This window comes from Mesorhizobium sp., from assembly GCF_004962925.1.
Taxonomy (GTDB): domain Bacteria; phylum Pseudomonadota; class Alphaproteobacteria; order Rhizobiales; family Rhizobiaceae; genus Mesorhizobium.
The window spans coordinates 1-13352 of the sequence record NZ_SUEO01000124.1; the positions used below are offsets into that span (position 1 = coordinate 1).

General features: G+C 61.8%; 12 protein-coding genes and 1 pseudogene. 1 reads left to right on the forward strand and 12 read right to left on the reverse strand.

The window, feature by feature from the left end; genetic code table 11:
• Nucleotides 1–32: 32 nt before the first annotated feature.
• The 12 genes and pseudogenes from E5W87_RS22220 to E5W87_RS22275 all read right to left on the reverse strand — a co-directional run bounded on the left by E5W87_RS22220 (nucleotide 33) and on the right by E5W87_RS22275 (nucleotide 11906).
• Nucleotides 33–1007 carry a hypothetical protein gene (locus E5W87_RS22220; protein WP_292402275.1) on the reverse strand — a complete coding sequence of 325 codons (975 nt, stop codon included), beginning with the start codon at nucleotides 1005–1007 and terminating at the stop codon, nucleotides 33–35.
• Nucleotides 1008–1202: 195 nt separating this feature from the next.
• Nucleotides 1203–2282, reverse strand: a complete 1080-nt coding sequence (locus E5W87_RS22225) for an ABC transporter ATP-binding protein (RefSeq protein ID WP_292402279.1) — start codon at nucleotides 2280–2282, stop codon at nucleotides 1203–1205.
• A gap of 16 nt (nucleotides 2283–2298) precedes the next feature.
• Nucleotides 2299–3126, reverse strand: a complete 828-nt coding sequence (locus E5W87_RS22230) for a carbohydrate ABC transporter permease (protein WP_292402284.1) — start codon at nucleotides 3124–3126, stop codon at nucleotides 2299–2301.
• Nucleotides 3123–3995: a carbohydrate ABC transporter permease gene (locus E5W87_RS22235; protein WP_292402287.1), complete on the reverse strand. Its 873-nt coding sequence runs from the start codon at nucleotides 3993–3995 to the stop codon at nucleotides 3123–3125. Before E5W87_RS22235 ends, E5W87_RS22230 begins: the two co-directional genes overlap by 4 nt.
• On the reverse strand, nucleotides 3992–5305 hold the full coding sequence (locus tag E5W87_RS22240; RefSeq protein ID WP_292402290.1) for an ABC transporter substrate-binding protein: 1314 nt from the start codon (nucleotides 5303–5305) through the stop codon (nucleotides 3992–3994). Before E5W87_RS22240 ends, E5W87_RS22235 begins: the two co-directional genes overlap by 4 nt.
• A 62-nt stretch (nucleotides 5306–5367) precedes the next feature.
• A complete protein-coding gene (locus E5W87_RS22245) occupies nucleotides 5368–6105 on the reverse strand; it encodes an SIS domain-containing protein (protein WP_128284385.1) in 738 nt (245 codons plus the stop codon).
• Nucleotides 6102–6848 carry a GntR family transcriptional regulator gene (locus tag E5W87_RS22250; protein WP_292402294.1) on the reverse strand — a complete coding sequence of 249 codons (747 nt, stop codon included), beginning with the start codon at nucleotides 6846–6848 and terminating at the stop codon, nucleotides 6102–6104. The genes E5W87_RS22245 and E5W87_RS22250 overlap by 4 nt, the downstream gene beginning before the upstream one ends.
• A 66-nt stretch (nucleotides 6849–6914) precedes the next feature.
• A complete protein-coding gene (locus E5W87_RS22255) occupies nucleotides 6915–8408 on the reverse strand; it encodes an FGGY-family carbohydrate kinase (protein ID WP_292402297.1) in 1494 nt (497 codons plus the stop codon).
• A 147-nt stretch (nucleotides 8409–8555) separates the two neighbouring features.
• Entirely contained in the window at nucleotides 8556–9308 is a 753-nt protein-coding gene (locus tag E5W87_RS22260) for a GntR family transcriptional regulator (RefSeq protein ID WP_292402300.1), read from the reverse strand.
• Between the two features lie 205 nt (nucleotides 9309–9513).
• Nucleotides 9514–10161, reverse strand: coding sequence for an MBL fold metallo-hydrolase (locus tag E5W87_RS22265; protein WP_292402303.1), 648 nt, complete (start codon nucleotides 10159–10161; stop codon nucleotides 9514–9516).
• A 138-nt stretch (nucleotides 10162–10299) separates the two neighbouring features.
• Nucleotides 10300–11235 (reverse strand): cyclase family protein, encoded by a 936-nt coding sequence (locus tag E5W87_RS22270; RefSeq protein WP_292402305.1) that lies wholly within the window; start codon nucleotides 11233–11235, stop codon nucleotides 10300–10302.
• A gap of 165 nt (nucleotides 11236–11400) precedes the next feature.
• A pseudogene (locus tag E5W87_RS22275) lies at nucleotides 11401–11906 on the reverse strand (glycosyltransferase).
• A gap of 152 nt (nucleotides 11907–12058) precedes the next feature.
• On the opposite strand from E5W87_RS22275, the gene E5W87_RS22280 reads away from it, so the two are divergent.
• Nucleotides 12059–13213 (forward strand): PA0069 family radical SAM protein, encoded by a 1155-nt coding sequence (locus tag E5W87_RS22280; protein WP_292402308.1) that lies wholly within the window; start codon nucleotides 12059–12061, stop codon nucleotides 13211–13213.
• Nucleotides 13214–13352: the final 139 nt, after the last annotated feature.

Consider the following 13352-nt stretch of genomic DNA (forward strand, 5'->3'; position numbering starts at 1 on the left):
CTTCTGGGCTTTCCCAAAATGAGCGCCAAAGATCAGCGGATGACGGGCTCGCCATGGAACCGCCGGCGCGAGGGCGGCGATACGCCAAAGCCCACTTCCATCATCAGCCTCGGCTTGCGCGTCGGCACGGTGCCCATGTGGAAGCCGAAGGGATCCTCGACAAAACCCGAACCCGCCTCGCCGGTCAGCGTAATCGGGCTCTGCGCGCCGTAGACCTTCAGAACCTCTTCTGCCGGATGGCCGACAAGGAGTGTCATCTGGTGCCTGAGGCTGCGGCGATTGTGGCTGCCGCGGACATAGACATGCGGACCGGTCTCGGCATCGACCGGATTGAGATAGAAGAAGAATTTCAGCATCCGCCAATCGTCGAGATCGAAGTGGTATTTGCCAAGCGACGCCAGGTTCTTCTCGGCGTCGGAGACGGAGCTCGTCGGAAAGCTCCACCAGACGCGCGTGGTGATCAGCTTCGCCTGGCTGCCGAGATAATGGGCGGCGATGTCGAGAAGCAGCGGGTCGCGCTGCACGGTAAGCGCGGCATTACAGTCGAGGATCCGCTCGAAAAAGTGCCCGCTGAGCAAGGGACGGCCGAAGTGCTTCTCGGCGTCGGCATGCTCGGCCGGCATGAACTCCAGCCGACGGTCGAAATTGCCGAAGCAAGGCGTGCGCTGCGCAAAGCTGGCGATCTCTTCGTGGATTGACGATGGCAGGGCAAGCCCGGAAAAGAGACCGTCCGAACGGAGCCCGCCAACAGCCGCATCACGATCAACGCCGGTGAACATCGTTTCCTGGGATTTTTGCGCCGGTCGAACCGGTTTTGCGCCACGCCAATGCAGCCGCCGCGCCGGCATGGTGCGCGCCAGCATGAACATCGGCAGCCATGCCGGATTCTCGCGAAGGTCCGACAGATAGGTCGGAATCCGCACGGCAATGCGGCGCAGCAGGCTGCCGTTTCGAGCGATCGACTCGAGGCTTGCAGCGCCAGACTTGTCAGGGCTTGAAAAGGTCATCGGTATCCTCAGCTATGAGGGCAGCGTCGACAAAGCGTCGGCCGCTCACCGCTCCGGCATTACCCAAGCCCATCCGCCCGCGACGAAAGAATGGTAACCCGAGGACAGATTTTGTGCAATGCACAATAGAAAGAGAGACTGGTAATTTCTCTGGGGAATTATGCTCGCCCCATCAACTCACCCAGCGCCCACATTTTACAATCGAATGCCGTCGGCGCCGAACAAATATGCGCGCTGGAGTCCGAAAATTTCTGTTTTGCCGATTTCGAAACGATCCGCTTCGCGGCTTTCAACGGTTATCATCGAGCCGCTAGCGAGCAAAACATGGCCATAGGTGACGCCGCCCAGGCGCTCGACAAGGGAGATCTTGCCAGAAAGCGTTCCAGCCGCGCCTTTGGCGGGCACGAAATGCTCCGGACGAATGCCGAGACTGACAGATGTGCCCAGTTTCGGCGGCTGGCCGCGTGTGGTAACGGCCATGCCGGTGAGACCCGCCTCCGGCGCCGCGACCACAGCCCGTCCGTCTTCGACAGCCGTTACCGTGGCCGGCACGAAATTCATGCGTGGCGAGCCGATGAAGCCTGCCACGAAACTGTTGTCGGGGTCCTCATAAAGCTCCAGCGGGGCGCCGACCTGCTCGATGCGACCGGCCCGCAGCACAACGATACGGCCGGCCAGCGTCATTGCCTCGATCTGGTCATGCGTGACGTAGATCATGGTCGTGCCCAGTTCCTGATGCAGCCGAGCGATCTCGATGCGCATCTGCACACGCAGTTCGGCGTCGAGGTTCGACAGCGGCTCATCGAACAGGAAGACGCCCGGCTGGCGAACGATCGCGCGGCCGATGGCAACGCGTTGGCGTTGGCCGCCGGAAAGCTCGCGTGGCTTACGCCCGAGATAGGCCTCCAGATGCAGTATCTTCGCCGCCTCCGCCACCTTGCGGTCGATCTCCTCCTTGGGGCGTCTGGTCATCTCCAACGGAAACCCCATGTTGGTTGCCACAGTCATGTGCGGGTAGAGCGCATAGGTTTGGAACACCATGGCGATACCGCGCTTGGCTGGATCCTCGTCGGTGACGTCGCGCCCGCCGATCAGGATACGGCCGTCGGACGTTCTTTCCAGCCCGGCGATCATACGCAGAAGCGTTGATTTGCCGCAGCCGGAGGGGCCGACAAAGACGACAAATTCACCATCGGCGACGTCAAGATCGACACCGCCGATGACCTCCGTTTCGCCAAAGCGCTTCTTGACCGACTGAAGTGATAGACCCGCCATAGTTCTTCCCTCGAGCCTACTTCACGGCGCCGTCGGTGAGGCCGGCGACGAACCAGCGGCCGACAAGGGCGAAGAGTGCGACGACCGGAATGATGGCAGCCGTGGCGCCGGCAAGCAGCAGGCCCCAGTCGATCTGGTACTGGCCGATGATGCCGGCAAAGCCGACCGGAATGGTGCGCCTGACATCCGACACGATCAATACCGAGGCGAACAGGAACTCCGTCCAGGACGAGATGAACGCGAAGATAGCGACGCTGGCGATGCCCGGCGCAATCAACGGCATCAGGATCCTGACCAGGATGGTGGTGGTGGGTGCACCATCGACGATCGCGGCCTCCTCGATCTCGCGCGGAACGGTCGCCAGGAATGAACGCATCATCCAGATCGAAAACGGCAATGCGAAGGCGACGTTGACGATAACCAGCGCCACCGGACTGTCGATCAGCCCGACCTTCGCGAACAGGCCGTAGAGCGGGATCAGCACCACCACGCCGGGGAAGGCGTAGGCGAGGAGGATCGTCTTGTAGAGCGCGTTGCGGCCGGGAAACTCCATGCGAAAAAAGGCGTAGGCGGCAGGCAAGGCGAGCAACACCGTGAAGGCCGTGGAAAACAGCGCCACAACCATGCTGTTGAACAGATAAATCGGGAAATCCGAAGCCTGCAGCAGCTTTTCGAAATGTTGAAGGGTAAAGCTGTGCGGCACCATCGTTGGCACACGCTGGATGATTTCCTTCGGCAATTTGATGGAGCCGGTCAACACCCACCAGAACGGCAGACCGATTGCAAGAGCAATGACCAAAACGCCGCCATAGAGCGAAAGTGACTGGCCGAAAGTACGCCTCATCGATCCGCCTCCGCCGCCGTCATGGCTCGTGTCGTCAAAAAGGCAAATCCCATCAGGAGGATGCTGGTGAGAACAGAAATCGTCGCAGCTTCGCTCAAGCGATAGCCCTTGAAGGCGGTTTCATAGATGAGCACAGGCAACGTCTGGGTTGCGCCGGACGGGCCACCCGCGGTGAGCAGCCAGATCACATCGAAGACGTTGAAGGACAGAAGCGTGCCGACGACGCCGAGCACCATCAGCGTCGGTTGCAGCAACGGCCAGGTGATGCGCTTGAAACGCTGGAACGTGCCAGCGCCATCAATCCGCGCCGCCTCGTAGAGATCGCCCGGAATGCGCGTCAGGCCAGCCAGCATCATCAGTGTGGTGAATGGAAACCAGCGCCAGGAATTGATCATGATCAGCGTGGTCATGGCGCCTTCGCGCGTGGCGAAGAAACCAACCGGACGCTCGATCACGCCGGCCTGGATCAAAAGAGGATTGATCATGCCGCCAGAAGGGGAAAGCAGCCACCGCCAGATGATGACGACCACCACGGTCGGCACAATCCATGTCAGAATTATCCAGGTGCGAGCGATCCGGACGCCGGGAAATTTTTGATTGAGGATAAGCGCCGCTGCCAGCGCCAACAAAGTCTGCACCAGCGCGTTGGACAGCACCCAGACGACACTGCGGCCGAGCGCACGCCAGAAGCCGGCGTCGCCGAGGATCGTCGCATAGTTGCCGAGCCCAATGAAGTGGCCTTCAGAGCCGATCACGCCGACATCCTGAAAGCTCAGGATGGCGGCTTGAACGAGCGGCCAGCCGAGGACCGCCAGCAGGAAGAGGAGCGCCGGCGAAACGAACGCAAAAGCGAGCGTCGTGTTCTTCATGAGCGTTCCCCGGCATGCCCGCTATTTGGCGGCGATTTCGGACATACGCGCCTGCCCGGCCTTGCGGCATCGGCGGCGCTCTGACCGTCGACAACAACGCGCTGCAAGGTCTCGGCGATCACGTTCTGAGCCGAGATGGCGCCGATCGACGGAAACACCTTGCCGGTGGTAAAGCCGAAGAGTTTGCCGGTTTGCGAATTGGCGATCATGGTTTCGACCTGGGACTTGTATTTGGTCACGGTCTTGTCGCTCCAGAATGATTCCGCCTTGGCGCCGTCATTGGTCACCGGCAGAAACAGGCCTGGCTCCATTGTGAGGAAGCGACCGTAATTTGCAGGTTCAAGCAACCAGGTGAGAAACACCTTGGCGGCATTCTGCTTCGCCTCATCCTTTGTCGTCAGCATGATGGCGTTCGAATAGGAGATGGTCGCCGACGCGCTCTCGTCGTCGGCATGCGGAACAGGCGCCACGCCGAGATCGGCGGCGTCGCCTTCGGCCTGCGTTTCGTAGGTATTGATGACACCGAATTGCAAGATCATGCCGCAGCTGCTGTTTGCAAAGCAGGCTTCCGCCTCCCCCCAGGTCCACGTGCTGTTGTCGGCTGGCGAAAACTTGGCGAGCTTGCTGTAGAAATCGTAGGCTTTGACAGTTTCCGGCTTGTCGAAGGCAATCGAGCCGTCGTCGTTGTAGAGATCGCCGGCACCGCTGTTGACCATGAAGCTGTAGACGGTCTGGTCCGTATAGAGCTGCTTGTTGGCCGGAAGACCGATGCCGGATTTGCCATCGGTGCTGAGCTTCTCGGCAGCCGCCTGCCACTCGCTCCAGGTCTTCGGCACCTCGACGCCTGCCGCCTTCAGCACGCTGTTGCGGTACCATAGCGAGATCGCCATGTTGTAGGCTGGCACGGCCCAAACATGGTCGTCGTATTTATAGGGCGCGAGCGTCGCCTCGACGAAGCCATGCTTGCTGTCGAGGTCCTTGACCAGGTCGTCGACCGGCACGACGACATTGATGCCTTTCAGGACGGTCGTGAAATCGGGAATGGTAAAGAGAAGGTCCGGACCGTTTCCGGCAGCGAAGGCCGCCGGTGCCTTAGCGTAGACCTCGCCCCAGCTTTGCGGCTCCTGCTTGACCTGGATATCGGGATGAGCGGCGTTGAATTCGTCGAGCAGTTCCTTCATGCGCTGCACGCGGTGCGGCGGCTGCTCCATATGCCAGACCGTCAGGTCTACCGGCTCGGCATAGGCGGTGCCGGCAAGAAGTGTAGCGGCGAAGCCGGCGATCGTCAGAAATCTCGTAGGGCCCATCATCGTTTCCTCCCGTTGCTCCGAGAACTCCCCTTGAGTCCCGGAATCCCTGTGTCTTGGAATTCTCAAAGATGCGGATTGCGCGGCCGATAGCGATCGATCAGCGCCTCGTTGACCTCCTTGGCGCCCGGCATGTTGGCGCTGAGATAAATGGGTGCGGCGCCGCCGGCCGACTGCAGACGCGCAGCTGCTTCGACGAAGACGGCGTTCATCAGCGCCGCCCCGATCGAGGTTGACACCGGGCCGGCACGCAATTTGCTCCCCGGCAGGTCGATGGTGGCGTCGCCAGGAGGCGCACCGTTGTCGAGGACGATGTCGGCGACGTCGGCGAGCCGCGTCCGCCCTTGGGCAGCAGCCTTCGAATACGCTTCCGAGGTGATCGCGACAACGGTCGCTCCGATTGTCTTGCCGATCAGCGCAGCCTCTACGGTGGCCGTATTGACGCCGCTGTTGGACACGACGATCAGCACATCGTTTGGGCCGATCGGATAGCGGGCGAATATGGGCGCGACTATGCCCGACATTCGCTCGAATACAGTGCCCGCGACCGCACCTTCATGCACCATGGTCGTGGCGGCGAGGATCGGCACGGTCAGCGCCAGTCCACCGGCCCGGAAATGCGCCTCTTCGGCCATGGTGTGGCTGTGCCCGGTGCCAAAAACATAGACCAGCCCATCAGCCTTGGCCGTGCGCTCGACGGCGGCGGCGGCGAGCGCGATCGCTTCGGCGTTGTCGTCGTATAGACGACCGATACGAGTGGTGAGGTCGGCCAGATAAGCGGCGGCAGTCGGCGTTTTGGTCATTTGTCTGTTCCGAGCGTCAGATTAACACGCATCACGAAGCAGTCGCCGCGATAGACCGCCCGGACGTATTCGATCGGACGGCCCGTCGCGTCGAGCGTGCGGCGGGTGAGAAAGAGAACCGGGCTCTGCAGCGAAATACCAAGTGACGCAGCGCTGGCCGCATCCGGATGCGCGGACCAGAGCTTCTGCTCGGCTTCGCTGGGGTAGAGGCCATAGTCCTCTCGCAGCACGCGATAGAGCGAATCCGTGCTGAAATCCGCGCGTTCCAGCAGTTTCGGCGCCAGCGCCGCCGGGATTTCGGTGCGCTCGAGACCAACGGGTTCGGCATCCGCCAGACGCACGCGAACGAGGCGATGGACCGGCGCATGCTCGGCAATGCCAAGTGCCGTCGCCGCTTCCCGATCCGCCGCGCCGACGCCTGCATCCAGCACGATACTGGAAGCCATTCGGCCGCCGCGATGCATCTCCTCGGTAAAGCCGCTCAAAGTACTGAGCTGCTGTTCGATGTGCGGATGGGCAACAAAGGCGCCTCGGCCGGTGCGCGTCTCTACCAAGCCGCGCCGCTCGAGAAGCTTAAGCGCCTGGCGAGCAGTCATTCGGCTCGCGCCGAGGTCCACGGCCATCTGCCGCTCCGACGGCAATCTTTCGCCGACCTTCAGCGCACCGGATGCGATCTGCGCTGCGAACGAGCTCGCGATGCGTTGATAAAGCGGCACATCATCTGCGGCGATGATCGAAGGCATGGACAGGTTTAACCAGAATTTCTCGTGGTATGTACCACCCGAAACAACTGTGTAGAGCTTTTCCGGCTATCTGCGCAAGCTGCTGTCGCGGCGGGCGCGATAATTAGCGAAGGCGCGGTCCCAGGCCGGCTTCATGGAACCGTCCGGCTCATGGCGGCGCTGTATCTGCCGGCTCGCCGTCGAGGCTTCGCGGATCGAACCGAACTGTCCAATGGCTGTCGCCGCGAGGAGAGCTGCTCCCCTGGCACCAAATTCGGTCCCGGCCGGGACGAGAACAGTGATGCCGAGCGCGTCGGCGATCATCTGGGTCCACATCAGGCTGCGCGCTCCGCCGCCGGTCAGCAGGATTTTGCCGCTGGTGCCTTCCAGACTTTGGTACAGATCGCGCATCGCCAGCGTCACCCCCTCATAGACGGCCCGGATCATATGAGGCCGCCCGTGTCGGGGTGCGAGACCGTAAAATCCGGCACGCGCCTCGTGGTCAACCACTGGCGCAATGATGCCGCTCTCGCTGAGATATGGCAGATAGGTCACGCCGTCATTGCCGATAGGTAGCGGGGCGATCATCGCCTCCATCCGCGCGTAGAGATCGGGCTCCCCGGCTATGTCGGGCAACAGCGTTTCGATAGCCCAGTCAAGGTTGAGCGTGCCGGCCACGTTGACCATCGCGCGGAACCAGTTCTCGCCGGGCAGGGTAAAAAGCAGGCCCAGATTGGGTGGCGTGAATACGGGCTGATCGGAGACGATGCCGACCATACAGGTCGTACCGAGAACGGCCATCGCCATCCCGCTTTCGAGCGCGCTGGCGCCGATGACAGTCGCCGGGACATCGCCGGCGCCGATCGCCACCGGCGTTCCTTCCCTCAGGCCGGTGGCAGTAGCTGCGGTGGCCGTGACGAAGCCGCCTATGGTTTCGGAATCTGCTACCGGCGGCAGCTTGTGCGCCAGGTCGGCGACTTCGAACAATGCAAGCATTTCGGGGCTGTGGTCGCGCTGCCGCGCGCTGCCTGGTGCCACTGCCGCTTCCGTCCGATCGGCGGCTACCTGTCCGGTCAGTTTCAGGCGCAGGAAATCCTTATAGCCGAAAACATGGGCCGCCCTGTCCAGCACATCTGGCTCATACGCTCGCAGCCAAGCAAGGAGCGGCAACGTACAGCCCTGCTGTAATACGCAGCCATCGGACTGGAAAATCCTTTGATAGAAATCCGGCACGTCGGCCGTCCGCCGTTCCAGCAAATCCTGCGCCCGGCTGTCCTCCCAAATGATGCCGGGACGCAAGGCACTGCCGGTGTCATCGACCAGCCATGCCCCGACCATGGCTGCCGACAGGCCCACGGCGGCAATGTCGTTTCCCGCGATGCCGGCATCATCGAGAGCTGCACGGATCGCCTCGCTCACCGCGCTCCATGCAAGGGCGGGATCGAGTTCCGACCAACCCGGATAGGGTCTTTGCAAACGGATGCGACGAAATCCCATGCCGAGCTGTTGGCCTTTTTCGTCGAATACCGCGACTTTGGTTACGGACGAGCCCGCGTCGATGCCAAGAAAATAACCGGTCATGAATTGGTCTTATCCCTGATGGCACGCAATGCTGCCTGCTCCACGGTCGCCTCGGTGCAGATTCAATCGTGCCCGGACATCAGTGCGCACTTGTCTCATGAAAGAGTTCGCTGGTGGCGCCGGGATCGGTCCGGTACCTACCATGCTTCATCTGCCCAGCCCGAGTTCAGCAACGAAATCGTAGGCGTCGCCACGAAAAATCGACCGACTGGATTCAACGACGACGCCATCTTCCCTTCGGGTTATCCGATAGATGTCGAGGGCCGCAGCGCCCGTCGGTGCCTTGAGAAGGCGGGCGCTCTTTTCGTCGAGGTTGATCGCTGAGAAACGCTGAACGGCCTTGACTGGAACATGACCAATATCCCGCAATGTCTGGTAGAGGGAGTCTTCGATCTGCTTCGGGTCGGGCAAGATAGCAGCCGGAATCAATGAGGTTTCCAGCGCAATGGGCTCTTTGTCCGCCAGCCGCAGCCGGCACATTCGAACGATAGACCCGCCATTGGGCATTTCGAGCCGCCTCGCCTCGTCGGCATTCGCCACGCTAAGGTCCCGCTCCAGCCACAGCGTACCTGGCGTCCGTCCGCGCGACGTCATGTCTTCGGAGAAGGAATAAAGTCGGCTCAAGCTTTGCACGACGCGCTCGCGCGCCCCGGAAACATATGTTCCACTGCCATGTCGCGGGGTAATCAGGCCTTGCCGCACAAGTTCAGCCATCGCTCTACGGACGGTCACCCGTGAGATGCCAAGTTCAAGGGCAAGCTCGCGTTCGGGCGGAAGAACGGCCCCCGGTTTCAAAGTGCCCGAGGCGACCGCATCGACCAGGGCTGTCTGCAGACGCCTATAGACCGGCGCATCACTTCCCTTGCTCTGCGCAGCAGCAAAAAATTCGAGGAATGTCACGCCTGGGACCCATAGCGATAATACCAACACAATACCAATTTTAGCGATGGCCGCAACAACCAGAATGGCACGCCCTCGTAGGTCCTGTCGGCCTGCGGAATGGAGAGGCAGCTAAAGGCTGCCTGCTGAAGACAAGCGTCAATACTTGTTTTGAGCGAGTGGAACGAAGAGGTTGCACGCGGCGGAGAAGCTCGGGACGAAGCGATCAAACCCCTTCGAGGATGACAATCGTCGGCCGGTCGGGCAGCGTCTTCAGCGAGACAGTCAGCGACCGGCCGGAGAGGAATTCCACCGCGAAATCGTCGCCCATCCTGCCTGTGAACTCACTGATCGGGGTCGAATGGCGATGCATCGGCAAGATCATCGACGAATAGAGCCGCGTGGTGATTTCGGTCATCCGGTCGAGCGATAGCGTCATGCCGCCGTCGATAGGCACCATAAGGACGTCGAGCCGGCCGATGGCGCCGTAATGCGCGTCCTCCAGCCGGTGGTGCAGATGGCCGAGATGGCCGATGCAGAGCCCCGCCACTTCGAAGATGAAGATGGAGTTGCCGTACTTGCCGAGATCGCCGCCATTGCGGATATCCGTCGGCACGTTGCGGATGTAGACGTCATCCACGACAAGGGCGTGGCGCGCCGGACCGCCGTCCGGATTCCAACCGCGCAGCACATATTCGAAGGCCTCGGCCAGCATAGGCTGCTGCGCCTTTGGCGCTGTGAAGCTGGCATAGGTGGCCGACGGCAGCGCTTGCGCGATCGCAACGCATCTCGACGGCGGCGGCTCTTCCTGGGCCGAAGCGGCGAGCGGCCAGAATGCCAGGGGCAGCAGAACGGCGGCACATAGGCGGAGCATGGCTGTCTCCCGTGGCAGGGCTGGCGCGCTCATGCCACGATAGCGCTGGCGATTATGATAGCTATCGTCGGGACAGTCACGTTTTCGCGAGCGCCGGCGGGACTGATCGTCTGCCCGGCCTCCCGATATCGCCAGCGATCAGGGCGTCGGACGGAAGACGCCGTTCTCGTCGCGCTTGAGCGGCGCGGTTTGCCGGGAAAGCGGCACACCAGGCGCTTCGGTGACCGAAACGCCCTCCGTCCAGTCGGCGGGTGCAATGGCGATGTAACGCGCATATCCGCCTGACCCGCCGAGCGGCTTGGCAAAGCCGATCGTCACCAACGCCCCGGCCTCTGGCACCTTGTCGAGGTTTGCAACGCCTTCTGCCTGGGTGAAATCGTTGTGAAGCAGCCAATGTTCGCCTTCGAGATTGGGCGTGGTGTCGGTGTCGAGCGGCTCATGACCATGAAACAGAATCTTCCGCTCCAGATGCAGGAACTTCAGTGCGTCCAAACTGACGCCTGGAAACGGCTTCTGGTTGAAGCGGGCGGCATCAGACCATTTTTTGTACCAATCCGAACGCACGAAGACGACCGAACCCTCCGGTATGCGGCCGTGCTCCTTTTCCCACTCTTCGATGTCGGCTAGCTGTAGATGATAGCCTTCGTCAGTCTGCACCTTGCCGCTAATGTCGATCACGACGAGCGGCCGCACGGCGTAAGTGGCCGGCAGGTCGCTGATCGTTGCGCCGAGCGGGTTCCAGTGGGAGGGCGGATCGAGCTGCGTACCATATTGGTCTGTCGTTAACTCGTAGGCGGTCGCGACGAACCCATGCTTGTCGTAAGTGAACTCTTCGCCGGCCTTGACGTAGCCCTCGATGTCCCGACCGGCGACAGTCGGTTTGAACTTGGCATTGGCGAAGCCCGGCCATACAGGCTGCGCCGGCTCGAAGGCGTGGGTCAGATCGATGTACTTGGCCGATTTGAGCGTGTTCTCATAAACCGACCAAAGGGACGGATCCTGCGCCGACGCGATTTCCGGCACTGACCAAGCGGCCGCCAGCAAGGCGATACGAACGAATTTAGATACATTCATCTGCAGGCTCCCCGAAAATGTTGCCGGAGTATCGCGAGTTTCCCGCACGGCGACAAGCGTATGCATTCCTCCCAGGAGGGTCGCTGCAATAGAGCCTCTACCAAGCCGCTTCCGCCCACAGCTGCGCGCCGCCTAACCCAGCAAGCTACGGCAGAGGAAGGCCCCTCATTTCGCCGGCGCCACCCAGATCTCGGCGTCGAGCCGCTTGGTCGCAAGGCCGCGCGCGATGGCTTCGGTGCTGCGGGCGTTCTTCGACAGGGCTGCGGCCTGACGCTTGCTGATCACCAGCCCTTCGGCCAGTGCCCGGTTTCCCGAAAAGACCCGCGACAGGAACGGCACGCGGCTGCCGCGCGCCCGCGAGAACCGCGCCGGCATGGTTTGCCTTGATGTATGGGCGACGACCTCGTCGATCCAGCCCTCCGCCAGGCGCGCGCCCGGTTCCAGCAGCAGCAGCCAGTCGCCCTTTGCCTGCCTGATACCGGCAGCAATGCCGCCGCTCGCCACAAAAAGGCAGCCGGCATGTTCGGCAACGCGGTGCGTCTGATCGGCCGAGCCGGCGTCGCAGACGACGACATCGCGCACCACGCCCTCGACCGCGCCGCCGATCAGCGAGGCGAGCGTGCGGGCAAGTCTCCTTCGTCATTCATGGTCTGGATGAGAACGCTGAGCATCATTAGCCGAATAGAGGAAAGCCGAGCACAGCGCCAGTTTTTGCGTCGCATCATAAAAAAAGTTCTTGATTTGTTCTCATCGGCAAAATAGGATTATTTTCATGAACAGAGCGATTCGACAGCCAGCCGACAGTCCTTGGGAGAGGGCGAAAATGGAACAGATCGTACGTGCAGACATTGCCGCCTTCGGGGCTGGAAGAGCCGAGATGGCCAATGCAATGATCGAGCAGAGCGGCGTCCGTATCCGTCCGGACCGCAATCGAGGCCGGTCCGCCGGCATCAATCCATCCGGCCGGTTCGAACCGATCAGCCGGCATGTGTTCGACGATGGCTGGAATTCGCTGGAGGAGCTGCCGCCCTTCAAGACCGAGGTGCAGGTCGAGAAGCCGCGCACCATCATCACCCGTAACGAATCGCCCGACATTTCCTTCGACCGCTCGATCAACCCCTATCGCGGCTGCGAGCATGGCTGCGTCTATTGCTTCGCCCGGCCGACGCACAGCTTCATGGGCCTGTCGCCGGGGCTGGATTTCGAATCGAAGCTGTTCGCCAAGCCGGATGCGGCGCGGCTGCTCGACAAGGAACTATCGAAGGACGGCTATCAGCCGCGCACCATTGCCATCGGCACCAACACCGATCCCTACCAGCCGATAGAGAAGCAGTACCGGATCATGCGCGAGATCCTCGAAGTGCTGGAGGCGCGCGGCCACCCGGTCGGCATCGTCACCAAATCCGCGCTGGTGACGCGCGACATCGACATTCTGTCGCGCATGGCCGAACGCGGGCTGGCCAAGGTGGCGCTGTCGGTGACGACGCTCGACCGCATGCTGGCTCGCACGATGGAGCCACGCGCGTCGACGCCGACCAAGCGGCTGGAGGCGATCAGGCAACTTTCGGATGCCGGCATTCCGACCTCGGTCATGGTCGCTCCGATCATCCCCGGCCTGACCGATCAGGAGATGGAACGCATCCTCGATTCGGCACGTGCAGCAGGCGCGCGCGAGGCTGGCTACGTCGTGCTGCGCCTGCCGCTGGAAGTAGCGCCGATCTTCAAGGATTGGCTGCTGCGCCATTATCCGGACCGTTACCGCCACGTCATGTCGCTGATCCGCTCGATGCGCGACGGTAAGGATTACGATTCGGATTGGGGCAAGCGCATGAAAGGCGCCGGCCCCTATGCCTGGCAGATCGGCCGGCGTTTTGAGATCGCCGCCAAACGGCTTGGCCTCAACGCCGAGCGGCGGTCGCTCAGGACCGATCAGTTCGTCGTCGCGGCCAAGGCAACCGAGCAACTGATGCTGCTTTGAAATCATCATGTGCCGCCATTGCCGGCGGCACATGGAAAAAGATCCCGTCCGGCCTGTCTTGTCCCCGGGCTTGCAGACGGTGCTCTCCGGGTCCGGTGCCCCGCCCGACCCGGAGGGACTTGCGGAGAATCGGAGCCAA

Excerpts from the sequence above, each read along its gene's own strand:
- E5W87_RS22220 (WP_292402275.1), bottom strand. The coding sequence starts at position 1,007 with ATGACCTTTTCAAGCCCTGACAAGTCTGGCGCTGCAAGCCTCGAGTCG.
- E5W87_RS22225 (WP_292402279.1), bottom strand. The coding sequence starts at position 2,282 with ATGGCGGGTCTATCACTTCAGTCGGTCAAGAAGCGCTTTGGCGAAACG.
- E5W87_RS22230 (WP_292402284.1), bottom strand. The coding sequence starts at position 3,126 with ATGAGGCGTACTTTCGGCCAGTCACTTTCGCTCTATGGCGGCGTTTTG.
- E5W87_RS22235 (WP_292402287.1), bottom strand. The coding sequence starts at position 3,995 with ATGAAGAACACGACGCTCGCTTTTGCGTTCGTTTCGCCGGCGCTCCTC.
- E5W87_RS22240 (WP_292402290.1), bottom strand. The coding sequence starts at position 5,305 with ATGATGGGCCCTACGAGATTTCTGACGATCGCCGGCTTCGCCGCTACA.
- E5W87_RS22245 (WP_128284385.1), bottom strand. The coding sequence starts at position 6,105 with ATGACCAAAACGCCGACTGCCGCCGCTTATCTGGCCGACCTCACCACT.
- E5W87_RS22250 (WP_292402294.1), bottom strand. The coding sequence starts at position 6,848 with ATGCCTTCGATCATCGCCGCAGATGATGTGCCGCTTTATCAACGCATC.
- E5W87_RS22255 (WP_292402297.1), bottom strand. The coding sequence starts at position 8,408 with ATGACCGGTTATTTTCTTGGCATCGACGCGGGCTCGTCCGTAACCAAA.
- E5W87_RS22265 (WP_292402303.1), bottom strand. The coding sequence starts at position 10,161 with ATGCTCCGCCTATGTGCCGCCGTTCTGCTGCCCCTGGCATTCTGGCCG.
- E5W87_RS22270 (WP_292402305.1), bottom strand. The coding sequence starts at position 11,235 with ATGAATGTATCTAAATTCGTTCGTATCGCCTTGCTGGCGGCCGCTTGG.
- E5W87_RS22280 (WP_292402308.1), top strand. The coding sequence starts at position 12,059 with ATGGAACAGATCGTACGTGCAGACATTGCCGCCTTCGGGGCTGGAAGA.